Genomic DNA, 24,545 nt, shown 5'->3' on the forward strand with positions numbered 1-24,545 from the left:
CTGCGCGACGAAATCGTGCGGCGGCGGTGATCGTTCGATCGGTTCGGGTGTTTCTACGCTATAGGGCAGACCCCGTAGAGAGGGAAGCGAGCGGCGGATGTTGTTTGGCAAGAAGAAGCGGCGGATCCAGCGCATCCTGGTGGTGGAGGATGAGCCGTTGGTCGCATTCGACGCCGAACATCTTCTGGCGGATTCGGGATTCGAGATCGTCGCCACTACCGATCTGGTGAGCGAAGGCCTCGCCGCGGTGAACAGTGACGCCCCGATCGACCTGGTGCTGGTGGACGTGTCGCTGAGCGACGGCAGCGGCATCGATGTCGCGCGCGCGGCCCGGCAGCGCGGCATCCCCGTGATGTTCGTGACGGGTGCCTGCCCGGAGGGCGCACGCGAGCTCGCGGTCGGCTGTCTTGCCAAGCCCTATCCCCAGCGCGACCTGCTCGCCGCGATCGAGGCGCTGGAAACGCTGCTGGACGGCAAGACTCCGCGCAAGCTGCCGACCAGTTTCAGCCTCTTCGCGAAGCTCGCTTGAGCATGTTCGCTGGACGGTCGGTCGGGCGATAGTCCCGACGTCCCGCGTGCATGGTTGCTGTCCGTAAGACACGCGGGACGACGGGTGACGTACCGACGCTCCGTCCCCGGAGCCTCGTCGTCGACCCTTCTTCTATCACTCCCTGGAGATGAACCCCAGCCGAATGAGGGGGATTTGCGGCAGGCCGACATGCGCCCCTTCAAAAGCGCGCGCCGGGCGTTAGGGTGCGCGCGGTTTGCTGCCGGGGCGGCGTTTCGAGGGAAGTGCAATGGTTGAGGTCGCCGGCGAGCGCAACGGGGGCAGGCGCCGCGTGGCAGCGATGGCGCCCTATGTGCGGCCAAAGCCGCTGGTCGCCTTCCTGCTCGGCATCGCCAGCGGCTTTCCGCTCACCCTGCTGCTCGGTACCATGGGCTTCTGGCTGGCCAAGGTCGGCATCGACAAGAAGACCATCGGCTTCGCGATCGGGCTCACCACGCCCTACACGCTCAAGTTCCTGTGGGCGCCGCTGATCGACCGGCTGCGCCTGCCGGTGCTCACGCGGCTGGTCGGGCAGCGCCGCGCCTGGCTGTTCTTCGTCCAGGCGCTCCTGTTCGTGTCCGTGTGGATGCTCGGCGCCAGCCAGCCGGAACTGCATCTGGGGCTCTTCGCCTTCTGGGCGATCGTGACGGCCTTCCTGTCCGCAACCCAGGACATCGTCATCGACGCCTATCGCATCGAGATCCTCTCCGACGAGGAGCTGCCCTTCGGCACCGCCAACAACCAGTTCGGCTATCGCATCGGCAACCTCATCGCCGGCGTCGGCACCATCGCCATCGCCTCGCCGGAGGGTTGGGGCCTCGGCTGGGCGCTCGGCTATGGCCTGACCGCCTTCTGCGTCGTGCCGGCGATGCTGGGCGCCTTGGTTGCCGGGCCCGGCCGCCACGACGCCACCGTGGCGCGCGAAGGATCGCACGGCCAGTGGCTGCGCGACACCGTCGTCGGTCCGTTCCGGGAGTTCCTGCGCCGCCGCGGCGCGGTGCTGATCCTGCTGTTCGTGCTGATCTACAAGCTCGGTGACGCGATGGGGCAGGCGATGCTCAACCCGATGATCGTCGAGCTCGGCTTCTCCGACACCGAGTTCATCGCCATCAACAAGGTGGTCGGCTTCTGGGGCCTGATCGTCGGCACCGCGCTCGCCGCACCGTTCATGGCCTGGCTCGGCATGGGCCGGGCGCTGATCGCCTCGGGCGTGCTGATGATGCTGAGCAACCTGACCTTCGCGATCCTCGCCATGCACGGCCATTCCGTGACCTGGCTCACGATCGCCGTCGCCACCGAGCAGGTGACGAGCGGTATCGGCCTGACCGTGTTCGTGACCTATCTCTCGGGTCTCTCGAACCTCGCCTACACCGCCACCCAGTTCGCGCTCCTGTCTTCCTTCGCCGCGGTCGGGCGGACGTGGCTCGCCGCACCCGCGGGGCTGGCCGCCGATGCGCTCGGCTGGGTCGGCTTCTGGCTGCTGACCATGGTGGTGGCGCTGCCGGGCCTGCTGTTGCTGGGCCTGCTGTGGCGGCGCGGCTTCGTCGTCCAGAACGTCCGCCAGCCCGGCACCGAGAAGGTGCCGGACGAGGCGCCCGCCGCCTAGTCGAGCGGCCGCCCGCCGTCGCGGAACGCCAGCGCGAGCAGGTGGGCGGTGGCAACCAGCCCGCCTGCATGCCGTACGCCCAGGAGGTCGCGCAGCAGCAGCTCCGCCCGTTCGGGCTGCGTCTCGACGGAGCCGAGCACGTCCACCAGCGCGGCCTCTCCGGAGGTCATGCGCGGGCAGCAGCAGGGGGCGATCTGGATCGGGTTGGCCGACGTCTTCGACACCTCCGCCATCAACGCGCGCAGCAGCAGCAGGGGCCGGCGGAACTCACGGCCGAACGCGGTCATGTACGCGTGTGCCGCCGCCGCGTCGTGAAGCCCGTGTGCCCCCGTGCGGCGGATGCCATAGAGGAGCAGCAGCCGGTCCTCATGCGAGGGCCAGCCATGCGGCAACATCTCGGACAGGGAATGCAAAAGGGGCTGGGCGGTGGTCATGCGAGTCTCCTGCCGCGTGGGTGGCAGCAGGTTCGTACGACCTCTATTGCAAGTCAATATCAATAAGACGCATCAATCCGGCAGTTCGTCGTTCGCCTCCAGAACGGTGCCCGCCAGGTAGAGCGAGCCTAGCACCAGCACCACCGGCGGCTCCCCTACGTCTGCCCGTCCGGCCACCATCCGTAGCGCCGTCGGAACCTCGCTCGCGACCGCGGTGCTCGTGATGCCCAGGCGATGTGCCGTCTCCACCAGCTCGGCCGGGCTGTGATCCGCGTGCCCAGGCACCGGCACTGCCGTCAGGCTCGCGATGAAGGGGGCGAACGGCGCCAGCAGCCCCTCGGCATCCTTGTTGGCAAGCATCCCGAGCACCAGGTGGATCGGCCGCCCGTGCGCGACCCGCTCGATGGTGTCCGCCACCGCGTCGGCCGCCGCCGGGTTGTGCCCGCCGTCGAGCCACAACTCGGACCCGGAGGGCAGCAGCGCGAGCAGGGGGCCGCGCGCCAGGCGCTGCATCCGCGCGGGCCAGCGCGCCTCCCGCGCTGCTGCGGCAAAGGCGCTGTCGGGAACGGCGATGCTCGTCTGGTGGCGCAGCGTGGCGATCGCGAGCGCCAGGTTGGCCGGCTGGTGCGGCCCGGCGAGCGCGGGGAGCGGCGTCACCAGCGTGCCCTTCGCGTCGCGGTAGCACAGCTCGCCGCTTTCGACCCGGAACGACCAGTCGCTGCCGCGCGGGAAGAGCGGCGCGCCGGCGGTGGCCGCCACGGCTGCGACCGCCTCGGCCACGGTCGGCGGATAGGCCATGGTGATCAGCGGCACGCCGGGCTTGGCGATGCCCGCCTTCTCCCGCGCGATCGCCTCGGCGGTGTCGCCCAGGAACGCCTGGTGGTCGATGCCCAGCTGCGCGATGGCGGTCGCGGCGGGGGGCGGGATTACGTTGGTGGCATCCAGCCGCCCGCCAAGCCCGACCTCGATGATGCAGGCGTCCGCCCGCGTGCGGGTGAAGGCGAGGAAGGCGACCGCCGTCGTCACCTCGAAGAAGCTCGCGCCGATGTCCGCGCCCGCGTCCAGCACCTCCGACAGCAGCGCTGCCAGTTCCGCGTCCCCGATCAGGCGCCCGGCGACCCGGATCCGCTCGTTGAAGCGCACGAGATGCGGGCTGGTATAGACGTGGACGGTCTTGCCCGCCGCCTCCAGCGCCGCGCGCAGGAAGGCGCAGGTCGACCCTTTGCCGTTGGTTCCGGCGACATGGATCACCGGCGGCAGCGCCTGCTGCGGATCGCCGAGCCGCGCGAGCAGCCGGGTGATCCGGTCGAGCCCCAGCACGTCGGCCCCTGGGCCCAGTGCCATCAGGCGGTCGATCTGGAACTGTACGGCGGGGTCGGCGGAACGGGCATGGTCGGGCATGGCAGCGCCCTTAGCGCCGCTTGGCGCCGCCGTCGCGGGGGAAGTGGCGCCGGCTCGCGTCGGGGAGCCGGCGCCCGCGAATCACGCCGCCTGCTTGTTGCCCGCGCACAGGAAGTCGATCAGCTCGGCCAGCGTGCTGCGCAGTTCCTTGCGATGCGTGACCATGTCGATCAGGCCATGATCGCGATAATATTCCGACGTCTGGAAATCGTCGGGCAGCTTCTCGCGGATCGTGCTCTCGATCACGCGGCGGCCGGTGAAGGCCAGCGTCGCCTTCGGCTCGGCGATCTGCACGTCGCCCAGCATCGCATAGGCCGCCATCACGCCGCCCGAGGTCGGGTCGGTCAGCACGACGATGTACGGCAGGCCGGCGTCGTGCAGCATCTCGATCGCCACGGTGGTGCGCGGCATCTGCATCAGGCTCAGGATGCCTTCCTGCATGCGCGCGCCGCCAGATGCGGTGAAGACGATGAACGGGCAGTTCTGCTCGATCGCCTTCTCCACGCCGGCGATGAACGCCTCGCCCACGGCCTGGCCCATCGAGCCGCCCATGAAGCCGAAGTTCTGGACGCCCACCACGGCCTTGTGCCCGTCGATCGTGCCCAGCGCGTTGATCCACGCATCGCTGTCACCGGTGCTGGCGCGTGCGGCCTTCAGCCGGTCGGCATAGCGCTTGGAGTCCCGGAACTTGAGCGGGTCCTCCGGCACGGTCGGGCTCGGCAGGGTCTCGCAGCTGCCCTCGTCGAACAGATAGGCGAACCGCTCCTTGGGGCCGATGCGCTCGTGATGATCGCACATCGGGCAGACATACTGGTTCTCCTCCAATTCCTTGGTGAAGACCATCTGACCGCAGCCCTTGCACTTGTGCCACAGATTGTCGGGCGTCTGGCGCGGGGCGACGAAGGGGAGCGCGTTGCGAACGCGGGTAATCCAGCTCATGCAAGTTCCTTCCGGGCGCTCGCCAGCGCGGCGGCGAGCGACTGAATATAGGTGCGCACCGGCTCCGCCGCAGCGGTGCCGTGTACGCCGACGATCTCCACGATCGCCGATCCGACCACCACGCCGTCGGCCACGCCGCCGATCGCGGCTGCCTGTTCGGGCGTGCGGACGCCGAAGCCCACCGCGATCGGCAGGTCGGTCGATTGCTTCAGCCGCGCCACCGCCTCGTCGATCGAGGCCTGCGCTGCCTGCTGCTTGCCGGTGATGCCGGCGACGGACACGTAGTAGAGGAAGCCGTCGGCGCCATCGAGCACCGCGGGCAGTCGCGCCACGTCAGTGGTGGGGGTGGCGAGCCGGATCGGCGCGATGCCGCGCGCGCGCAGCGCCACGCCCAGGCTGTCGTCCTCTTCCGGCGGGATGTCGACGCAGATCACGCCGTCCACGCCCGCATCCGCTGCCGCCTCCGCGAACCAGTCGGCACCGCGGCGGACCATCGGGTTGGCATAGCCCATCAGCACCAGCGGCACGTCGGCGTGCCGGCTGCGGAACTCGCGCACGATCGCCAGGATGTCGGCAGTGGTCGTGCCCGCGCCCAGGCTGCGGATGTTGGCCAGCTGGATCGCCGGCCCGTCCGCCATCGGATCGGTGAACGGCATCCCCAGTTCGATCACGTCGGCCCCGCCCGCAACCAGCGCATCCAGGATCGCGCCCGTCGCCTGCGGGTTCGGATCGCCGGCGGTCACGAAGGTGACCAGCGCGGCGCGACCCTGCTCACGGCAGCGCGCAAAGGTGTCGGCGATGCGGCTCATATCGCCACCCCAAGGGCGGCCGCGACCGTGAAGATATCCTTGTCGCCGCGCCCGCACAGGTTTGCGAGGATGATCTGATCTTCCCGCATTTCCTGTGCCTTGCGCGACACCGCTGCGATCGCGTGCGAGGGTTCGAGCGCGGGGATGATGCCCTCGGTCCGGCACAGCAGCTGAAAGGCGTCGAGCGCCTCCACGTCCGTCACCGCCTCGTACTTCACGCGGCCGATTTCGTGCAGCCAGCTGTGCTCCGGCCCGATGCCCGGATAGTCGAGTCCCGCGGAGATCGAGTGTGCCTCGGCGATCTGACCGTCCTCGTCCTGCAGCAGGTATGTCTTGTTGCCGTGGAGGATGCCCGGCGCACCGCCCGCCAAGCTTGCGGCATGCTGCTTGTCCAGGCCATGTCCCGCGGCCTCGATGCCGAGCATCGCCACCTCGGCGTCGTCCAGGAACGGGTGGAACAGCCCGATCGCGTTGGAGCCGCCACCGATCGCCGCCACCAGCAGGTCGGGCAGGCGGTTGATGCGCGACAGCATCTGCGCGCGCGCCTCGCGCCCGATCACCGACTGGAAGTCGCGCACCAGCTCCGGATAGGGGTGGGGCCCCGCCGCGGTGCCGATGATGTAGAAGGTGTCGTGGACGTTCGCGACCCAGTCGCGCAGCGCCTCGTTCATCGCGTCCTTCAGCGTCGCCGCGCCGCTCGCCACCGGGCGGACTTCCGCCCCCAGCAGCTTCATGCGGAACACGTTCGGCTGCTGCCGCTCGACGTCCTTGGCACCCATGAAGATGGTGCAGGGCAGGCCAAAGCGCGCGCACACGGTCGCGGTCGCCACGCCATGCTGGCCAGCACCCGTTTCGGCGATGATGCGGGTCTTGCCCATCCGCATCGCGAGCAGGATCTGGCCGATGCAGTTGTTGATCTTGTGCGCGCCCGTGTGATTGAGCTCGTCGCGCTTGAACCACACCTGCGCGCCCATGCCGGGCTCCGCGTTCTCGCGCAGCGTCTCGGTGAGACGCTCGGCATAGTACAGCGGGCTGGGGCGCCCGACATAATGTTCGAGAAGGTCGTCAAACTGAGCCTGGAACGCCGGATCGGCCTTGGCCGCGCGATATTCGCGTTCCAGGTCCAGGATCAGCGGCATCAGCGTCTCGGCGACATAGCGGCCGCCGAACTGGCCGAAATGGCCGCGTTCGTCGGGCTGGGCGCGGAAGGTGTTGGGCGCGTTCATGGCCCCGGCTTTAGCAGCGGCGGGGACGCCCTCAACCCCTTTCCGCGCGCATGCCACCCTCAGACGCGGGTGACGGCCCCCAGGAAGGCGGCGATCCGCGCCGAATCCTTCACGCCAGGCGCCTCCTCGACCCCGGACGAGACGTCGACCAACGGCGTGCCGGTTCGCGCGATCGCCTCGGCCACGTTCGCCGGATCGAGCCCCCCCGACAATGCCCAGGGCAGCGGGTGCCGGAACCCGTCGAGCAGCGTCCAGTCGAAGCGCAGCCCCATGCCCCCCGGCAGTGCCGCGCCCGGCGGCGTCTTCGCATCATAGAGGATGCGGTCCGCCGCCCCGGCATAGCTGCGCGCGGCATCCAGGTCGGCGCGGGTCTTCACCGCCACCGCCGCCCAGGTGTCCCGGCGCAGCCGGCTGCGGATCGCCGCCACCCGTTCGGGCGCGGTCTTGTGCAACTGGATCGAGTCGAGCCGCCCTGCCGCCACGGCCGCGTCGAGCAGCGCGTCGTCCGGATCGACGAACACGCCCACGCGCCGCACCTGCGCCGGCACCCGCGCGGCCAGCCCCGCGGCCAGGTCTAGCCCCACGTTGCGGGGGGAGGGCGGGAAGAACACGAACCCCACGTGGCTCGCCCCGCCGGCCACGGCCGCATCGAGCGTGGCGGGCGTCGAGAGGCCGCAGATCTTGGCGGAAACTGGCATGGCAGCCCGATAGAACAGCCGGACGGTGGGCGCGAGGGGAAAGCGCGCACATGGGCTTCACGGCCTTGAGCGGGTGGGGAGCTCTGCCGCGAACGGCCGCTTAGCGCCGCTCCGCACGCTCCTTCGGGGGAGTCGCTGGGGTCTGGCGCTTGTCGGGCGCACGGCAGATCCGCCGCACCGGCTGACAGGCGATGCCGATGTTGGAGCATTGCTGCCGCCCTGCGACGGTCGTGCAGGCACGGCACTGCTGCTGTACCTCGACACAGCTTTGCGGGCTCGCAAGGAGCGCCAGGACGACTGCCAGCATCGTTCGAAGCTGCGCCTCGACCGTCCGGCTGTCAACCAGACGGAGCCGGCCCGCCGCCGCGATGATACTGGCCGGGAGGGCTTACAGGGTCGCGCCGATCGCGCGTGCCGCCTCGTCCGGATCTTCCGCCTGGGTAATCGGCCGCCCGATCACCAGGATCGAGGCGCCGGAGTCCAGCGCCGCGCGCGGGGTGACCACCCGCTTCTGGTCACCGACCTTGCCCTGCGCCGGACGCACGCCCGGCACCACGAAAAAGCCGTCGCGCCAGGCGGCACGCGCTGCGCGCGCCTCTTCGCCCGAACAGACGATGCCGTCGACACCCGCGGACTTCGCGAGTTCCGCCAGCCGCACGACCTGTTCGTGCGGGTCCGGCGACAAGCCGATCGAGCGCAGGTCGTCGCTGTCCAAGCTGGTGAGCATCGTCACCGCCACCACCTTGGTACCCGTCGGCGCTGCCGCCTTGGCATCCTCCAGCATCGCCCGGCCGCCGGCGGCATGGACGGTCAGGATCGCGGGCTTGATCGGCCCCAGCGCCTGGATCGCCTTGGCGACCGTGTTCGGGATATCGTGGAACTTCAGGTCCAGGAAGATCGGCAAGCCGATGTCCGCCATCTCGCGGACACCCTGGCGGCCGTTCGCCATGAAGAATTCCAGCCCCAGCTTGATGCCGCCGACGTGGCGTTGGACGCGCTTGGCCAGCGCCTTGGCACGTTCGAGATCGGGAGTATCGAGAGCGACGTAGATCGGAGAGGTCATGAACGGTCCTGGGTAATCGTGCCCGGGGTGCCCGGCGTGATCGGGTGCTCGCCCAGCGCGTTGTCGGTCACCGGCGCGTCCACGGCATGGACCGGGGTCACGGCCGGGGCAGGGGCTGGTACCACGCGCGCGGCAGGCAGGTCGCCGGGCGCCAGCGCGGCCGGCGGCGTCGCCTGTGCGGCGCGCAGGTCCGCCAGCGCCCGCTCGGTCGCGGCGATCCGCTGACGCGCCCGCCACCGCACCGTCACCAGCGACAGATAGGCGGGCACGAAGCCCAGCAGGAAGGTGATGATCAGCAGCAGCGGCAGGTTCACGTCCGCCACGACGCTGCCCCACAGGCGGACGGGCACCATCGTCATGTTGTTGAGGCTGAAGGCCACCACGACCCCGACGAGCAGCGCCCAGAACAGGGTTTTCAGGAATTGCATGGCCGTGCCCCTATGGTTTGCGGTCGCCGCCTGCTTAGGCGGGGAGCGCCGCGCGGGCAAGGGAGGGCCGGGAGCGGGCGCTTCAGGCCCGCTCTACCACCGCCCAGATCGGCAGGTGGTCGGAGGCGGTGCGCGCCGCCGCCGTGTCATGGACGCCGGCGTCCACGATCTGCAGTTCGGGGGAGGCCATGATCCGGTCGAGCTTGCCCACCGGTCGGCGCGCGTGGAAGCTCGGGCCGGTCGCGGCAAATCGGTGGTGCCGCGCAAAGTCGCGCAGGCAGCCCGACGCTGCGCTCCATTCGTTGAGATCGCCCATCAGCACCGTCGGCATCGCGCGCGCTGCGCTGTCACAATGGCTCAGGATCGCCGCCGCCTGCTTGCGCCGCCACAGGCCAGACAGGTCCAGGTGCATGCCGACCGCGCGCAGCAGCATCCCGCCGATGCGGAGGTCCGCCGACACGGCGCCGCGCGGCTCCAGCGCGGGCAGCTCGATCCGCTCGCAATCCAGCACCTGCGCCGACTTGCGGATCAGCAGGGCGTTGCCGTGCCAGCCCATGCTCTGCGCGCGTGCCGCCAAGGGGACGGCACGCCAGTCGGTATGCTCCTCCAGCATATGCTCGGGGATCACGCCCATGCGCTGACCGAAGCGGCGATCGCATTCCTGCAGGGCGATCACGTCGGCGTCGATCTCGCGCAGCACCTCCAGCGTGCGCTCCGGCCGGCGGCGCCGATCGGTGCCCAGGGCCTTGCGCATGTTGTAGCTCGCGATCTTGATCATCCGGGGTGCCTGTTGGGGAAAGTGCGGGAAGGGATGCGAAACAAGTGCGGCGGCGCCGAACTGGTTCCGCGTCCGAAAGGATTGAGGCGGCCCGGCCGCTCATCCGCGCGGCAGGGTGATGGTGGCGAGCAGCCCGCCGCCTTCGCGATTGGCGAGCGCGATCTCGCCGCCGGCATCGCCGACGATCGCCTGCGCGAGCGCCAGGCCCAGGCCGATGCCGCCGGTCTCGCGGTTGCGCGACGTCTCCAGCCGGGTGAACGGCTGGAACACCCGCGCGATCTGGTCCGGCGGGATGCCGGGGCCACGGTCGGCCACCTCGATGCGCACGCGCGCCGGATCGGCGACCAGCCGCACCTCCGCGCTGCCCGCATATTTGACCGCATTCTCGATCAGGTTGCGGATCGCGCGCCGCATCAGCGTCGGCCGCAGGCGCAGCCGCTGGCGCTCCGCCTCCTCAAACGAAACGTCCGCGCCCAAGTCGCGGAAGTCCTCGACCACCGCGTCCACCAGCGCCGCCAGGTCCACCTGCGTCTCGGGTTCGCTCGGACGGCCCAGCCGCGCGAGCGACAGGATGTCCTCCAGCGTGCGGTTCATCTCGTCGATGGTCTCGGCCATGCGGGCACGGTCGGCATCGTCCTCGACCGATTCGATGCGGACGCGGAGCGCCGCGAGCGGCGTGCGCAGGTCGTGCCCGATCGCACCCAGCATCCGGTCCTTTTCCTCCAGCATGCCGCTCACGCGCACGCTCATGCCGTTGAAGGCGGCGATCACGGCGCGCACGTCCCCCGGCCCCGATTCCTCGACCGTGTTGGCGGCCGATCCCGGGCGATAGTCATGCGCCGCCTGCGCCAGCGCCCGCAGCGGCTTGGAAATGCGGCGCCCGATCCACAGCACCGGCAGCAGCACGAAGCCGTAGAGGATCAGCGTCTGTGCCACGAGCTGCCACACCAGCCCCTGCTGGGTGTTCGGCCAGGGCGTCTCCAGCACCAGCCAGCCTTGGCCCGGAATCTCGGCCGCCACCTTCAGCGTGGCGCCGAAACGGCGAAGACGCTCGGCGTGGACCCGGTCCATCCGGCGCACGACCGGGCTGTCCGGATCGACCAGCCGGATCTCCGTCTCGATGCGGCCCACCTGAAGCCCAGCGTCGGCAAAGGCGCTGCGAACCGCCGCCTCGAACTCGCCGTCGCTGGGTTCCTGGTGGGTCAGCGGGTTGTCCGGCACCAGTCGCACAGCGCGCGGGCGGTCCCGATCGGGTCCGCGCGGGTCCACGGGCCGGCCGCCGCGCAGGCGCTCCGCCGCGTCCACCATGCGGGTCACGGCGGGCACCGTCACCTGGGCGAAGCGCACGGCGCGCCGCTCGCGCAGCAGCATGCCGAAGTTGATCGCCTGCGCGACGAACAGCGCGATCGCGACCAGCAGCGCAATCTGGCCGGAGAGGCTGCGGGGCCACAGCCGGTTCAAAGCCGCGTGACCTCGCTGGCCAGCGTATAGCCGCCGCCCCAGACGGTCTTGATGATCTCGGGGTTCTTGGGGTCGGTCTCGATCTTCTTGCGCAGGCGGCTGATCTGGTTGTCGATGGCGCGATCGAACGCGGCCGCCTCACGCCCCTGGGTCAGGTCGAGCAGCTGGTCGCGGGTCAGCACCTGGCGGGGCCGCGTCACCAGCGCGTGGAGCAGGTTGTACTCGCCCGTCGACAGGGGCACCGACACGCCCTCGCGGTCGACCAGGCTGCGCTCGCCGCTCTTCAGCACCCAACCGGCAAAGGCGAAGGAGCCGCTTTCCGGCGCATGCTGGCGCACGCCACCCGCGGCCAGGCGCCGCAGCACCACCTTGATCCGCGCCGCCAGTTCGCGCGGCGAGAAGGGCTTCACCACATAATCGTCGGCGCCCATCTCCAGCCCGACGATGCGGTCGGTCTCCTCGGCGCGTGCGGTCAGCAGGATCACGGGGGTGTCGCTGGTCTCGCGGATATGGCGGCACAGCGACAGCCCGTCCTCGCCCGGCATCATGATGTCGAGCACGACGAGGTCGATCGCGTACGCCGCCATGCGCGCACGTGCTCCCTCGGCGTCGCCGGCTTGCGTCACGCGAAAGCCCTGCTTGGTCAGATACTGGGCAAGCGGCTCCCGGATCGAGCGTTCGTCGTCGACCAGCAGCAGGTGGGGAATATCGGCCATGGAAAGGGGACCTATCACACTCCCCGCCCGGCGACAGCCGGGCGGAAAGCGCCGGGCGGCGTGGCACCGCCCGGCGGGGAACGTCAGTCGTTTGCGCCTTCGGCGGCTGCCGGCGGGGCGTGACGGCCCGAGCGCGCCTTCATCCGCTCGCGCAGCGCGTTCTGCTCGGCGGCGTCGATGCGGCCGTCGCGGTTGGCGTCCATCCGCTCGAAGCGCGTGGTTGCCGCGGCGCGGAACTCCTCCCGGCTGATCGCACCATCCTTGTTGGCGTCGACGCGCGCCAGCATCCGCTCGCCCATGCCGCCGCGCCGGTGCATGCCCGGTGCAGGCTTGCCGGCCGGGGCGTTGGCATCGGCCGGGGCATTTCCGCCGCCACGACGATGCGGCGGGCGCATCTCGGTCGCGTCGACCTTGCCGTCCTTGTTCTGGTCCATGCGCGCGAACTGGACGTCGGCGGCTGCCAGCGCCTCCTCGCGGGTGAGGACGCCATCCTTGTTGGCGTCGATCATGGCCATCGGGCCGGCGCGGCGCGGTGCCGGGGTGTCCTGCTGGCCCGCCTGGGCGACGCCGGTCAGCATGGTGGCGCCCAGCGCTGCCGCAACTACGAACTTCTTCATCGCAAAAGCCTCTGCATTGCTTGCCGGGGCAGGGTGCCGCGGCGATGGCTCGTTATCTGGGCCCGGCCTGTCGCACCGGTATGTCGCGCGACCGGAAAACTGTCGCAAATTGTCCCGGCACTCAGTCCCGCTTCGCCGTCTGGCCGAACAGGTTGCGGCGCGCTTCCTCCGTCATCTCGCCGCTGCTCGCGTTCACCGTCTCGCCGAGCGCGTAGGCGCGCTCAGTCGCAGGCCGCGTGCGGATCGCCTCGAACCACCGCTGGACGTTGGGGAAGTCGGTCAGGTCCTGGCCCTGCGCTTCATGCGGCACGATCCAGGGATAGGCGGCCATGTCGGCGATCGAATAGTCGCCGGCGATGAACGCGCGTCCTTCCAGCCGCCGGTCAAGGACGCCGTACAAGCGGTTGGTTTCCTTGAGGTAGCGCTCGATAGCGTAAGGGATTTTCTCGGGCGCATAGCGGTTGAAATGATGGTTCTGCCCCAGCATCGGGCCGAGCCCGCCCATCTGCCACATCAGCCACTGCGTCTGCTCGACGCGGGTGCGCAGGTCGGGCCCCAGAAAGCGTCCGGTCTTCTCGGCCAGGTAGAGCAGGATCGCGCCGGATTCGAAGATGCTGATCGGTGCGCCGCCGTCCGCCGGTTCGTCGTCGACGATCGCGGGCATGCGGTTGTTGGGCGCGATCTTCAGGAAGTCGGGCGCGAACTGCTCGCCCTTGCCGATGTTCACCGGATGGATGGTGTAGGGGAGGCCGGTCTCCTCCAGGAACAGCGTGATCTTGTGGCCGTTCGGGGTCGGCCAATAGTGGAGATGGATCATCGGCAGGGCTCCTTGTTTCGGTGCGGAGACATGGGCGGGCGGGCTGGCACGCGCAAGGCGAGGGAACGCGCACAGGCCGTGCGCGTATGGTTCCCAGGCGCGGCGGTGACGGTCGCGCGCGGTAAGGGGAGAGCGCGATGGCGAACGGCAGCCCGGCAGCAGGGGCGCAGCCCTTACCCTTGCGGTCCTGGCGCGGAGGGCGCGCATGACCACCCACGACACCTCGCAGATGCTGGGGACCCGCCCGGCCGACGACCTCGATGGCCCCGCGCTTGCGCAGTGGATGGGACAGGCGGTCGAGGGGTTCGAAGGGCCGCTCGCCTATGTCCGCTTCGCCGGAGGGCGCCGCAACCGCACCTACCGCATCGACACGCCCGAGCGCGCCTATGTGCTCCGGCGCCGCCCGTTCGAGCCGCAGGGGGCTATCCATCCGCTCGAGCGCGAGTTCGGCTTGCTCCAGGCGCTGCAGACGACCGGCTTCCCCGCGCCGCGTCCACTGGCTCTCTGCACCGATGCCTCCGTGCTCGGCGAGCCCTTCTACGTGATGCAACTTGTGGAGGGTCGCACCCTCTGGGACGAGACCATGCCCGGCATGACGCCCGCCCATCGCCGCGAACATTATGACGCATGGATCGACGCGCTCGCGGCGCTCCATGCGATCGACCCGGCGCCGCTCGCATTGGACGCCATCGGCTTCACCGAATGCGAGCTCGACCGCAAGCTCGGCCACTGGACGACTAAGCCGGCGGCCCGCGCGACGCCCGAGCTCGCCCGCCTTGCCGACTGGCTCCCGGCCGCGCTTCCGGACCGCGCGCCGCCCGCGATCGTCCACGGCGACTTCCGTCTCCAGAACCTGCTCTTCTCGCAAGACGGCGTCCGCGTGGCCGCGGTGCTGGACTGGGACCAGGCCGGCGTCGGCGACCCGCGCATCGACCTTGCCTATGTGCTCGCGCGCTGGGTGAGCGGCACGGAGCTGCATCCGGGCCTCGACGAACGCGCCGGCCCCGAAAGCGGCATCCCCTCGGCAGACGAGATGGTGGCGCGCTACTGCCACGGGAGCGGCCGCCAGGCGGGCGCAGCCCTCGACTGGCATCTCGCCTACACGCTCTTCCGCCTCGCAGTCCTGGAGCAGCAAGAGGCCCCCGCCCACAGCGCAACCCTGGCCGCCACCGCCTGGACCTACGCCCAGCGCGCCGGCGCATAGGGCCGCTTTCCCACCCGGACGATCCCGTACCCCGGCGAAGGCCGGGGCCCAGTTGGGAAGGCGGCAGTGATGTCGGCCGCTTTCCCCCGTGCTCCTGCGAAGGCAGGAGCCCAGGGTTCCAAGCACCGCAAGTCGTTGCTCTGCTTGGCCGTCACCCCCGCTTGCGGATCAGCCCTTCCTGCGCGACGCTCGCCACCAGCCGGCCGTCCCGCGTGAAGATGCGCCCGCGGTTGAACCCGCGCCCGTTGCCCGCCCAGGGGCTGTCGGTCGTGTACAGCAGCCAGTCGTCGAACCGGAACGGCTCGTGCAGCCATAGCGCGTGGTCCAGGCTCGCCGTCTGCATGCGCGGATCGCCCAGCCGTACCGAATGCGGCATCATCGACGTGCCCAGGAGCAGCATGTCGCTGGCATAGGCGAGCACCGCCCGGTGCAGCGCGGGATCGTCGGGCAGGGGAGCGACCGTGCGGAACCAGCTGTGCTGCACCGGCGGCCGCGGCTCGGAGCGCAGCCAGTCGCCCGGCGCCACCGGCCGCATCTCGATTGGGCGCGGCTGGGCAAGGAACTTGCGCACCGGGTCCGACAGCTCGCCTGCCATTTCCGCCTGCACCTGCGCTTCGGATCCCAATGCCTCGGGCGGCGGCACGTCCGGCATCGCGTCCTGGTGGTGCAGCCCTTCCTCCTGGTGCTGGAAGGAGGCGGCGAGCACCAGGATCGGCTGCCCGCGCTGCAACGCCATCACCCGCCGCGTGGCGAAGCTCCGCCCGTCGAAGTCGCGGGTCACGCGGAAGATGATCGGATGCTCGGCATCGCCTGCGCGCATGAAATAGGCGTGGAGCGAGTGGGCGATCTTATCGTCGACGGAGCGCTGCGCCGCCTGGAGCGCCTGGCCGATCACCTGGCCGCCGAACACGCGTCCGCGCCCGCCAGGGAGCCGCGCGCCGCGGTACAGGTCCGTGTCCAGTTCCTCCAGGTCGAGCAGCGCGGTCAGCGTCTCGACCAGTCGTTCCGGGGTGTAGGTCATGGGAATAGTCGTTCCTTCGATCCGATCGCACCAATAGGCACATGCTTTACGTATTCGGCAAGCACTTATCCGCCCCGCTTGACGGCGCCGGCTGCCGGGTCTTGAAGCCGCGCCGTGTCCACGCACCAACCGATCGAACCGCCGCCGGGCTCAGCCTGGCCCGCCTGCACCCTCGCGGAGGCGACGGCGCGGCTCACCGCACCCGGCGCCCGGTACGAGATGGAGACGGTGGCGATCCGCGGCGTGCCGACCCGCACCTGGAAGCACGCACCCCGCAGCCTCGCCGCGCTCGCCCAGGCGTCCCGTGCCTATGGCGATCGCCTGTTCCTGATCCATGAGGACGAACGCGTCACCTTCGAGGCGAGCTATCGCGCGGTCGCCACGCTCGCCGCAGCCCTCGCCGCCCGCGGCATCGCTAGGGGCGACCGGGTGGCGATTGCGATGCGCAACCGCCCGCAATGGCCGATCGCGCTGATGGCGATCGCGAGCCTGGGCGCCATCGCCGTGCCGCTCAACGCCTGGTGGACCGGCGGCGAACTCGCCTTCGCGCTCGCCGATACCGGCGCCCGCTTGCTGATCGCCGACGCGCGCCGTCACGAACGGCTGCTCGACCACTACGCGGAGTTGCCGGCGCTGGAGGCAGTGCTGGTCTCCGGCTGGCAGGACCCGCTTCCTGGCCACGCGGAACCGCTTGAGGCCCTGATCGGAACCCCCGGCGATTGGGCGAACCTTCCCGAGGTTCCGTTCCCCGCGGTCGAGGTCGCCCCCGACGATCCCGTCACCATCTTCTACACCAGCGGCACCACCGGCGGGCCCAAGGGTGCGGTCGGGACCCACCGCAACCTGATGAGCAACATTCTCTCGTCCGGCTTCGTGTCTGCCCGCACGCTGTTGCGCCGCGGGGCGCCGCTGCCGGAGCGCTCGCCGGCGCAGACGGTGCTGCTGCCAATCCCGCTGTTCCACGTCACCGCGTGCAGTGCCTTCCTGATGATTGCGCTGGCGACCGGCGGCACGATCGTGCTGATGCCCAAATGGGACCCTGCCGCCGCCATGGCGCTGATCGAGCGGGAGCGGATCGAAGCGATCGGCGGCGTTCCCGCCATCGCCTGGCAGCTGCTCGAGCACCCCGATCGCCCCGCGCACGATCTCTCCTCGCTCGTCCGCACCGCCTATGGCGGCGCGCCGGCCGCGCCCGAGCTCGCCCGCCGCATCCACGCGGAGCTCGGGGCCATGCCGAGCAACGGCTGGGGCATGACGGAGACGATGGCGACGGTCGCCAGCAACGCGGCCGAGGAGTATCTAGCGCGCCCGACCAGCTGCGGCCCGCCGGTCGCGACCGCCGACCTCAAGATCCTCTGCCCTGAAACCGGCGAGCCGCTTCCGCACGGTCAAGTCGGCGAACTCTGGGCACGCGGGCCGATGGTGGTGCAGGGCTATTGGAACCGGCCGCAGGAAACCGCCGCCAGCTTCGTGGAAGGCTGGGTCCGCACCGGCGATCTCGCCCGCCTGGACGCGGACGGCTTCTGCCACATCGTCGATCGGCTAAAGGACGTGGTGATCCGCGGCGGCGAGAACATCTACGCGGCCGAGGTGGAGGACGTGCTCTACGCGCACCCGGCGGTCACCGACTGCGCCCTGGTCGGTGTTCCGCATCGCACGCTCGGCGAACAGCCGGCGGCCGTCGTCCATCTCGCGCCGGGCACGCAGGCCGACGAGGCCGAACTGCAAGCCTGGGTCGGCGCGCGCCTCGCGGCCTTCAAGGTGCCGGTCGCGATCCGCTTCGTCGAGGCCACGCTCCCCCGCAATCCCAACGGCAAGATCCTGAAGCAAACGCTCCGCGAGATGTTCGCCCCCGAGCGCTGACGCCACCGCGCTCCTGCGAAGGCAGGAATCCAGGGTCACGAACGCCGACGCCCGCGGACAGAAGTCCAGGATCCTCAATCCCGTACCCCGGGTGCTGCTCCCTCGCTACCGATCCACCCGGCTAAACCGCGCCAGCGACACCAGCACCCAGAACCCCAGCAGCGTCAGCACCGCCGTCAGTGCCGCAAGCGCATGCCAGCCGCCATGCTCCCAGAACCATCCGCCCAGCGTCCCCGTCACGCTCGACCCGACATAGTAGAACAGCAGGTACAGCGACGCCGCATGGCCCTTGGCGCCCTGCGCCACCCGCCCGACCCAGCCGCTCGCCACCGAATGGCCGATAAAGAAGCCGATCGTCAGCAGCGTGATGCCGGCCACGATCCACACCAGGCTCGCCGACAGGGTGAGCGCGATTCCGGCGAGCAGCAACGCCAGCCCCACGCCCAGCGTGCGCGCACGGCCATGCCGGTCGGCGAGCCGCCCCGCGCTGGAGGAGGCGACCATGCCGAGCGCATAGGTCAGGAAGATCATGCTCGTGGCGGCCTGCCCCAGGCCGTACGGCGCGGCCGCCAGTCGGAAGCCGGCATAGTTGAACAGCGCCACGAACACGCTCATCAGCAGGAAGGCGAGCGTGAACAGGCGCAGCAGCCGGGGATCGCGCAGATGCGCCCGCCACGTGCGGAGGTGAAAACCGGGATCGAAGCCGCGCACCACCGCGAAGTTGCGCGACGCCGGCAGCAGCAGCACGAAACCCACCGCCGCCGCCAGGTCGAGTGCCCCCAGCAGCCCCATCGCCCCGCGCCAGCTGGTGAGGTCCGTCGCCAGGCCCATGCCGACGCGCCCCGCCATGCCGCCGAACGCCGTGCCCGCGACATAGAGGCCCATGGCACGGCCCAGGTGGGCGGGCTCGATCTCCTCGGCCAGATAGGCCATCGCCACCGCGGGCACGCCGCCCAGCACCAGCCCAACCAGCGCGCGCGCCGCGAGCAGCAGGGAGAAGCTCGGCGTCAGCGCCGCGGCAAGGTTGAGCACGGCGGCTCCCGCCATCGACACGAACATCAGCCCCCGCCTGGGCACCATCTGCGAAAAGGCGCCAGCGACGAAGATCGCCAGCGCCAGCAGGCCGGTGGTCAGCGACAGCGCCAGCGATGCAATCCCCGGCGCCACGCCGAAATCGCGCGCGAACTCCGGCAGCAGCGGCTGCACGCAGTAGATCAGCGAAAAGGTGGCGAACCCGGCCAGGAACAGCGCCAGGCTGATGCGGCGGTAGGCCGGCGTCCCATATGCCGTCCATTGCGGCTGGCGGGGCGGGTCGGTGTCGGGCGCTTCCAGAAGAACGGTATCGGTCACGCTCGCCATGTGGGCCGGCCTGGCCCCTCTGTCCAATCCGCGCTGCGGATCAGCCGACCTCAGCCCGCATAGGGATCGTAGCTGCCGAAGGTCCAGGCATTCCCCTCGGGATCGCGGGCGCTGTAGCTGCGGCCCCCATAGGGCTGGTCCTCGGGCGGCAGGAAAATCTCGGCACCCGCTGCGGCGGCCGTTGCGGCATGGCCGTCCACATCGTCCACCACCAGGTAGAGCGACTGGGTCACGCAGCCCGCCTCGGCAGCCGTGCGCATGCGCGCCGCCTGCGCAAAGGGCGTGTCGATCGCAGACGAGACCATGATCATCTGCCCCGCCCACACCAGCTCGGCATGGTCCACTCGGGAGGTGTCCGCGTCGCTGTAGACGGCATGGCGCACGAAGCCGAAGGCCGTGCACAGGAAGTCGATCGCCCCGAGGGCATCGGCATAGCGCAGCACCGGGATCAAGGCAGGACGCACCGTCATCGCGACTCTCCTCGAAAGCGGGCGCAGGCCCGTCTCGGACGCGATGCTACGCCTCTGCCGGCCTGTTACGCCAGCGTCTCGTCGTCGCGATACTTGATCTGCAGGTACCGGTTGCGCGTCGCCAGGCTGTCCAGGTCGCCCTGCGCCAGCTGCCGGCTCATGTCGTCGATCTCCTCGTCGATCAGCTTCAGCCCCTCGACCAGCTGGTCGTCCGGAGTGCGGCCGTTGCGCTCCACCCGGCGCAGCGGCTCGGGCACGCGCTGATAGCCGCGCACCAGCTCGGGCAGCTGCTCGCCGACCAGCTTGCGCACCTCGGCCGCGGCCGGCTCGCGCTCGTCGAGCGCCCCCAACTGCTGGCTGAGCGTATCCAGCCGCACGCCGATGGAATCGGTCAGCGTCCGCGCCGGCGCGGGGAGGGCGGGGCGCTGCGTCTCCAGCCAGCGCTCGGTCTGTTGCGGTAGCGCCTTCAGCGGCGCTGTCGCGAACGTCTCGGGCGTGGCCGCCTTCACGACCGGGAAGATCGCGAACAGCGCGGTGGCGGCGATCAGCAGCGCCATCACCAGCATCGCCCCGCCGATCCCCAGCGGCACGAACCAGCCGACTACCAGCGCCCCGATCAGGATCGCGAGGTCGGCCGCGGCGATGCGGCCCAGCCGTCGCAGCACCTCGGCCTCGCGCCTGCGCTTCACGCGCTGCGCACCGCCGCGATAACGGTCGCGCGATCGCTCCAACACTTCGGTCGATCGGGCGATCTGGTGGTCGACTTCGCTCTGCATGGCGGTTCCTTACAGCGCCTCGAGCTTGAAGGTCTCGCCGCCGCCGCCGGCGTTCTGCGCGGCGCCTTCGGCCCGGGCAATATAGCCCTTGGACCGCTCGACTTCGTTCGACAGCGTGTTGACCGTCGTCTTCATGCTGTCGAGCGCTTTGAGCTTGAACACGTCGATCGCGTCCATCGTGTCATAGATGTTCTGGAACGCGCGCTGCAGCGTCTCGACCGGGATGGTGGAGGCCGCCGCCTGCTCGTGGATCTGCGCGGTCTGCGACTTGAGCAGCTTGCCGGTCGAATCGATGATGTTCGCGGTCGTGGTGTTGAGCGCGGTGATCTGTTCGAGCACCAGCTTCTGGTTGGTGAGCGCCTGCGCCACCGTCACCGCCGTGCGCAGCGCGCCGACCGTGGTGGTGGAGGCGCGATCGACGCCCTTCACCAGCTCGACATTGTTCTTCTTGACCAGGTCCAGCGCCAGATAGCCCTGCACCGTCACCGCCATCTGCGTGAGCAGATCCTGGGTGCGCTGGCGGACATAGAACAGCGCGGTCTCGCGGATCGCCTTGGCCTTGGCCGGATCGGTGTGGTCCAGGTCGTTGGCCCGGTCCTCCAGCTTGCGATCCATCTCCTTGGAGAGATAGATCATCTGCTCCAGCCGGCCCATCGCAGCCCACAGGTTCTGCCGCTCCACGTCGATCGCGGCATTGTCCATCAGCAGCTCGTCCTTGCCGGACTGCAGGCTCTTCAGGATCTGCGCGATGTGCGTCTGCGAGCTCTTATAGCTGTCGAAATAGTCGCGCATCTTGTTGCCGAACGGCAGGATGCCGAACAGCTTCTTGGGCGCCAGCAGATTGCCTTGCTTGCCGGGGTCGAGGTCCTCGATCGTGCGGCGCAGCTGGGCGAGGTCGGCACCGACGCCGTTCTCGCGGTCCATCGCCTTAACCGGCCGATCGAGGAAGCGGTTCGACTGGCCCGCCGCCTCGCGGATTTCGCGCGCGCCCATGTTGGTGATCGCGTCCACGCGCTTGCCGAACTCGGGCGAGTTCACGTCCTGTGCGATCAGGTCCTCGATGAAGCTGTCGACGCGGGTCTCCAGCTCCGACTTCTTCTTGTCGTCCACCGGCACCAGCCCAGCAGCCTTGGCAGGCGTCACGGCGGGCACGGGATCCGGCGCTTCGAGTTTCAGCTCCTGTTCCGCCACCTGCGTCGCCATATCGTCTCCTGTGCTTGGTCCCTTGAGGATAGTTGCTTGCCGCGGCTGTGCAAGTGTATCAGGCAAATAACACGCATCGCAGGGGGGTACGTTGCTGGAGTTGCTGATCGGGGCCACGCTCGTGCTGGGCCAAGTGGAGGTTCCCCCGCCTGCCGTCGATCCGCTGACGGTGGAGATCGAGACCGGCGACGCCGATCGCTTCGCGGCGTTGCTCGCGCGCACGGAGGGCCCGCTGACGGCCGAGCAGATCCAGCGCGACTATCTGGATGCCGCCAGCGACGGCGTGCGGGTGTTCACGCCGGGCCGCATCCGCGATGCCGCCCATCTGGCGCGCACCGTCGCCGCCAAGCGCGGCCTCTATACCGAAGCGGTTCGGGAATGCCTGCCGGTCGTCAAGGCCACGACGCCGGAGCTTCGCGCCACCTATCTTGCGCTGAGTGCCCTGTTTCCGGACCGCCCACTTCCCCGCATCTACCTGGTGGTGGGGGCGGACAACTCCGGCGGAACCGCAGCACCGGGCATGCAGGTGCTCGGACTGGAGACGCTGTGCAGGATCTCCGGCAGTCCCGAGGCACTGCGCGCCGTGCTCCGGCAATTCTATGCGCACGAGACCGTCCACGCGTTGCAGCGGGACGGCGGCGAGCCGTCGCCCGGCGGACCGCTGCTGCGCTCCGTGCTGGCCGAGGGCGCGGCCGACTTCATCGCCGCGCTGGCGACCGGTACCGAAATGGACCCGAAGCGCGCGGCCTGGGGCAGCGCCCGCGAGGCGGCGCTCTGGCAGATCCTCAAGGCCGACCTGGCGACCACCGCCGACACCAAGGGCGATCCGGCACGCGGTTCGCCCGCGGCGGTCGCGATGCATCGCTGGGTCGGGAACTATGGCAGCGCGCCCGAGGGCTGGCCTGGCGAAGCCGGGTACTGGATGGGGCAGCGCATCTGGGAGCGCTGGTATGCACGCCAGCCCGACAAGCGCCGCGCGCTGGAAGAGATGTTGACGATTTCCGATCCGCTGGCCGTGCTCGACGGCGGCCGCTTCGTCGAATGACCTTTCCGCGGCGCAGGAAATAAGCTAAGGGCCGCGCCGAAACCGCCCGCGCACTGCGTCGGCCACTTTCCGGGAAATTGAATGAGCCTGCGCAACATCGCCATCATCGCGCACGTCGATCATGGCAAAACCACCCTTGTCGACCAGCTGTTCCGCCAGTCGGGCACCTTCCGCGACAACCAGCGCGTGGAAGAGCGCGCGATGGACTCGAACGACCTCGAGAAGGAGCGCGGGATCACCATTCTCGCCAAGCCGACCTCGGTCGAATGGGCGCCTCCGGGCGGCGGTGAGCCGGTCCGCATCAACATCGTCGACACGCCCGGCCACGCCGACTTCGGCGGTGAGGTGGAGCGCATTCTCTCGATGGTCGACGGCGTGATCCTGCTGGTCGACTCGTCGGAAGGCGCGATGCCGCAGACGAAGTTCGTGACCGGCAAGGCGCTGAAGCTCGGCCTCAAGCCGATCGTCGTCGTCAACAAGATCGACCGTTCGGACAGCCGCGTACAGGAAGTGCTGGACGAGGTCTTCGACCTCTTCGTCTCGCTCGACGCCACCGACGAGCAGCTCGACTTCCCCGTACTCTACGCTTCGGGCCGCAACGGCTATGCCTCGGACAACCCCGATGCGCGCGAAGGCACGCTGATCCCGCTGTTCGAAAAGATCGTCAGCCACGTGCCGGCGCCGAACCTCGACGTCGACGCGCCGTTCAGCTTCCTGGTGACGCTGCTCGATCGCGACAACTTCCTGGGCCGCATCCTCACCGGTCGCGTCCAGTCGGGCACGGTGAAGCTCAACCAGCCGATCCACGCGCTCGACATGGCCGGCAACGTGATCGAGACCGGCCGCGCCTCCAAGATCATGACCTTCCAGGGTCTGGAGCGTGTGCCCACCGAAGAGGCGAAGGCTGGCGACATCATCTCGCTCGCCGGTCTCGCCGTCGCAACCGTGTCGAACACGATCTGCGACACGACCGTCACCGAGGCGATCCAGGCGCAGCCGATTGATCCGCCGACGCTGTCGATGCGCTTCGCCGTCAACGACTCGCCGATGGCGGGGCGTGAGGGTTCGAAGGTCACCAGCCGCATGATCCGCGATCGCCTGGAGCGCGAAGCGGAGTCCAACGTCGCGATCAAGGTCACCGAGAGCGAGGACAAGGACAGCTTCGAAGTCGCCGGCCGCGGCGAGCTTCAGCTGGGCGTGCTGATCGAGACGATGCGCCGCGAGGGCTTCGAGCTCGGCATCAGTCGTCCGCGCGTGCTGTTCGGCACCGACGAGAACGGCGCCAAGACCGAGCCGTACGAGACGGTGGTGATCGACGTGGACGATGAGTTCTCGGGCACGGTCGTCGACAAGATGAACCAGCGCAAGGCCGAGATGACGGACATGCGTCCGTCGGGTGGCGGCAAGACCCGCATCACCTTCTCGGCACCGTCGCGCGGCCTGATCGGCTACCACGGCGAGTTCCTGTCGGACACCCGCGGCACCGGCATCATGAACCGCCTGTTCGAGCGCTATGGCCCCTTCAAGGGTACGATCGAGGGCCGCAAGAACGGCGTGCTCATCTCCAACGGCGCCGGCGAGGCCCAGGGCTATGCGCTCGGCCCGCTCGAGGACCGCGGCATCCTGTTCGTCGGCCACGGCGAGGCCCTCTACGAGGGTATGATCATCGGCGAGAACGCCAAGACGGATGACCTCGAGGTCAACCCGATGAAGGCGAAGCAGCTGACGAACTTCCGCGCATCGGGCGGCAAGGACGATGCGATCCGCCTGACTCCGCCGAAGAAGATGACGCTGGAACAGGCGATCGCCTACATCGACGACGATGAGATGGTGGAAGTCACGCCGAAGAACATCCGGCTGCGCAAGCGCTTCCTCGACCCGAACGTGCGCAAGCGCATGTCGCGTTCGAAGGCGGCCTGATCCCGGCCTAGCCTTCGCGATCTGCGAACCAACGCAAGAGGCGTCGGATGCACCAGCATCCGGCGCCTTTTTGCTGGCTGACTAAACCCTGGCTGAACAACGGGTTACCCCCCGGTTCAGCGCATCCGCGCTACTGCCTGCCTG

25 protein-coding genes are annotated in these 24,545 nt (G+C 69.5%); 6 read left to right on the forward strand and 19 right to left on the reverse strand.

Translation table 11 applies throughout. The features are described from left to right. Nucleotides 1–97: 97 nt before the first annotated feature. Nucleotides 98–529 (forward strand): response regulator, encoded by a 432-nt coding sequence (locus VPH46_RS00180; RefSeq protein ID WP_132881943.1) that lies wholly within the window; start codon nucleotides 98–100, stop codon nucleotides 527–529. A gap of 268 nt (nucleotides 530–797) precedes the next feature. Then, nucleotides 798–2,153 carry an AmpG family muropeptide MFS transporter gene (locus VPH46_RS00185; protein WP_416607800.1) on the forward strand — a complete coding sequence of 452 codons (1,356 nt, stop codon included), beginning with the start codon at nucleotides 798–800 and terminating at the stop codon, nucleotides 2,151–2,153. Here VPH46_RS00185 and VPH46_RS00190 read toward each other — a convergent pair. From VPH46_RS00190 to VPH46_RS00255, 14 genes are all read right to left on the reverse strand, one after another. Beyond that, nucleotides 2,150–2,587 (reverse strand): DUF6628 family protein, encoded by a 438-nt coding sequence (locus tag VPH46_RS00190; protein ID WP_416607802.1) that lies wholly within the window; start codon nucleotides 2,585–2,587, stop codon nucleotides 2,150–2,152. The two genes, VPH46_RS00185 and VPH46_RS00190, sit on opposite strands and share 4 nt — an antisense overlap. 72 nt (nucleotides 2,588–2,659) lie before the next feature. Next, nucleotides 2,660–3,988 carry a bifunctional folylpolyglutamate synthase/dihydrofolate synthase gene (locus tag VPH46_RS00195; RefSeq protein WP_416607804.1) on the reverse strand — a complete coding sequence of 443 codons (1,329 nt, stop codon included), beginning with the start codon at nucleotides 3,986–3,988 and terminating at the stop codon, nucleotides 2,660–2,662. Between the two features lie 81 nt (nucleotides 3,989–4,069). Then, nucleotides 4,070–4,927, reverse strand: coding sequence for an acetyl-CoA carboxylase, carboxyltransferase subunit beta (gene accD / locus VPH46_RS00200; protein WP_125960100.1), 858 nt, complete (start codon nucleotides 4,925–4,927; stop codon nucleotides 4,070–4,072). Then, entirely contained in the window at nucleotides 4,924–5,736 is an 813-nt protein-coding gene (trpA, locus tag VPH46_RS00205; RefSeq protein ID WP_416607806.1) for a tryptophan synthase subunit alpha, read from the reverse strand. Before trpA ends, accD begins: the two co-directional genes overlap by 4 nt. Next, nucleotides 5,733–6,962 (reverse strand): tryptophan synthase subunit beta, encoded by a 1,230-nt coding sequence (trpB, locus tag VPH46_RS00210; RefSeq protein ID WP_416607808.1) that lies wholly within the window; start codon nucleotides 6,960–6,962, stop codon nucleotides 5,733–5,735. The genes trpA and trpB overlap by 4 nt, the downstream gene beginning before the upstream one ends. A 59-nt stretch (nucleotides 6,963–7,021) precedes the next feature. Further along, on the reverse strand, nucleotides 7,022–7,660 hold the full coding sequence (locus tag VPH46_RS00215; RefSeq protein ID WP_416607810.1) for a phosphoribosylanthranilate isomerase: 639 nt from the start codon (nucleotides 7,658–7,660) through the stop codon (nucleotides 7,022–7,024). 100 nt (nucleotides 7,661–7,760) lie between these two features. After that, a complete protein-coding gene (locus tag VPH46_RS00220) occupies nucleotides 7,761–7,967 on the reverse strand; it encodes a hypothetical protein (RefSeq protein WP_416607812.1) in 207 nt (68 codons plus the stop codon). 81 nt (nucleotides 7,968–8,048) lie between these two features. Further along, the gene (gene pyrF, locus VPH46_RS00225; protein ID WP_416607814.1) at nucleotides 8,049–8,723 is read right to left on the reverse strand and encodes an orotidine-5'-phosphate decarboxylase; all 675 of its coding nucleotides are present in this window, start codon (nucleotides 8,721–8,723) and stop codon (nucleotides 8,049–8,051) included. After that, nucleotides 8,720–9,151, reverse strand: coding sequence for a LapA family protein (locus VPH46_RS00230; protein ID WP_416607816.1), 432 nt, complete (start codon nucleotides 9,149–9,151; stop codon nucleotides 8,720–8,722). Before VPH46_RS00230 ends, pyrF begins: the two co-directional genes overlap by 4 nt. A gap of 82 nt (nucleotides 9,152–9,233) precedes the next feature. Then, a complete protein-coding gene (locus VPH46_RS00235) occupies nucleotides 9,234–9,929 on the reverse strand; it encodes an endonuclease/exonuclease/phosphatase family protein (RefSeq protein ID WP_239434089.1) in 696 nt (231 codons plus the stop codon). A gap of 99 nt (nucleotides 9,930–10,028) precedes the next feature. Further along, nucleotides 10,029–11,390: a HAMP domain-containing sensor histidine kinase gene (locus VPH46_RS00240; RefSeq protein WP_416607818.1), complete on the reverse strand. Its 1,362-nt coding sequence runs from the start codon at nucleotides 11,388–11,390 to the stop codon at nucleotides 10,029–10,031. Continuing rightward, complete coding sequence (locus VPH46_RS00245; protein ID WP_125960095.1) at nucleotides 11,387–12,106, reverse strand: response regulator; 720 nt, start codon at nucleotides 12,104–12,106, stop codon at nucleotides 11,387–11,389. Before VPH46_RS00245 ends, VPH46_RS00240 begins: the two co-directional genes overlap by 4 nt. 83 nt (nucleotides 12,107–12,189) lie before the next feature. Beyond that, nucleotides 12,190–12,723, reverse strand: a complete 534-nt coding sequence (locus VPH46_RS00250) for an EF-hand domain-containing protein (protein ID WP_416607821.1) — start codon at nucleotides 12,721–12,723, stop codon at nucleotides 12,190–12,192. A gap of 121 nt (nucleotides 12,724–12,844) precedes the next feature. Beyond that, nucleotides 12,845–13,540 (reverse strand): glutathione S-transferase N-terminal domain-containing protein, encoded by a 696-nt coding sequence (locus tag VPH46_RS00255; protein WP_416607823.1) that lies wholly within the window; start codon nucleotides 13,538–13,540, stop codon nucleotides 12,845–12,847. Nucleotides 13,541–13,745: 205 nt separating this feature from the next. Between VPH46_RS00255 and VPH46_RS00260 the strand changes: the two genes are divergently transcribed. After that, nucleotides 13,746–14,744, forward strand: a complete 999-nt coding sequence (locus VPH46_RS00260; protein ID WP_416607825.1) for a phosphotransferase family protein — start codon at nucleotides 13,746–13,748, stop codon at nucleotides 14,742–14,744. 151 nt (nucleotides 14,745–14,895) lie between these two features. Here the strand turns inward: VPH46_RS00260 and VPH46_RS00265 are convergent, their stop codons facing one another. Next, a complete protein-coding gene (locus tag VPH46_RS00265; protein WP_416607827.1) occupies nucleotides 14,896–15,765 on the reverse strand; it encodes an acyl-CoA thioesterase in 870 nt (289 codons plus the stop codon). A gap of 114 nt (nucleotides 15,766–15,879) precedes the next feature. On the opposite strand from VPH46_RS00265, the gene VPH46_RS00270 reads away from it, so the two are divergent. After that, nucleotides 15,880–17,628, forward strand: a complete 1,749-nt coding sequence (locus VPH46_RS00270; RefSeq protein ID WP_416607829.1) for a class I adenylate-forming enzyme family protein — start codon at nucleotides 15,880–15,882, stop codon at nucleotides 17,626–17,628. Nucleotides 17,629–17,733: 105 nt separating this feature from the next. On the opposite strand, the gene VPH46_RS00275 is transcribed toward VPH46_RS00270, so the two are convergent. The 4 genes from VPH46_RS00275 to VPH46_RS00290 form a co-directional block, all read right to left on the reverse strand. Next, complete coding sequence (locus tag VPH46_RS00275) at nucleotides 17,734–18,978, reverse strand: MFS transporter (RefSeq protein ID WP_416607831.1); 1,245 nt, start codon at nucleotides 18,976–18,978, stop codon at nucleotides 17,734–17,736. Between the two features lie 59 nt (nucleotides 18,979–19,037). Beyond that, a complete protein-coding gene (locus VPH46_RS00280) occupies nucleotides 19,038–19,457 on the reverse strand; it encodes a VOC family protein (protein WP_416607833.1) in 420 nt (139 codons plus the stop codon). A 65-nt stretch (nucleotides 19,458–19,522) separates the two neighbouring features. After that, nucleotides 19,523–20,233 (reverse strand): hypothetical protein, encoded by a 711-nt coding sequence (locus tag VPH46_RS00285; protein WP_416607835.1) that lies wholly within the window; start codon nucleotides 20,231–20,233, stop codon nucleotides 19,523–19,525. A gap of 9 nt (nucleotides 20,234–20,242) precedes the next feature. Then, the gene (locus tag VPH46_RS00290) at nucleotides 20,243–21,436 is read right to left on the reverse strand and encodes a toxic anion resistance protein (RefSeq protein WP_317893230.1); all 1,194 of its coding nucleotides are present in this window, start codon (nucleotides 21,434–21,436) and stop codon (nucleotides 20,243–20,245) included. Nucleotides 21,437–21,527: 91 nt separating this feature from the next. Here VPH46_RS00290 and VPH46_RS00295 point away from each other — a divergent pair, with 91 nt between their 5' ends. Further along, entirely contained in the window at nucleotides 21,528–22,481 is a 954-nt protein-coding gene (locus tag VPH46_RS00295; protein WP_416607838.1) for a hypothetical protein, read from the forward strand. Between the two features lie 81 nt (nucleotides 22,482–22,562). After that, a complete protein-coding gene (gene typA / locus VPH46_RS00300; RefSeq protein ID WP_125960085.1) occupies nucleotides 22,563–24,401 on the forward strand; it encodes a translational GTPase TypA in 1,839 nt (612 codons plus the stop codon). The last annotated feature ends 144 nt before the right edge of the window (nucleotides 24,402–24,545 follow it).

Source organism: Sphingomonas sp. MJ1 (PH-R8) (assembly GCF_048058635.1).
Lineage (GTDB): Bacteria > Pseudomonadota > Alphaproteobacteria > Sphingomonadales > Sphingomonadaceae > Sphingomonas.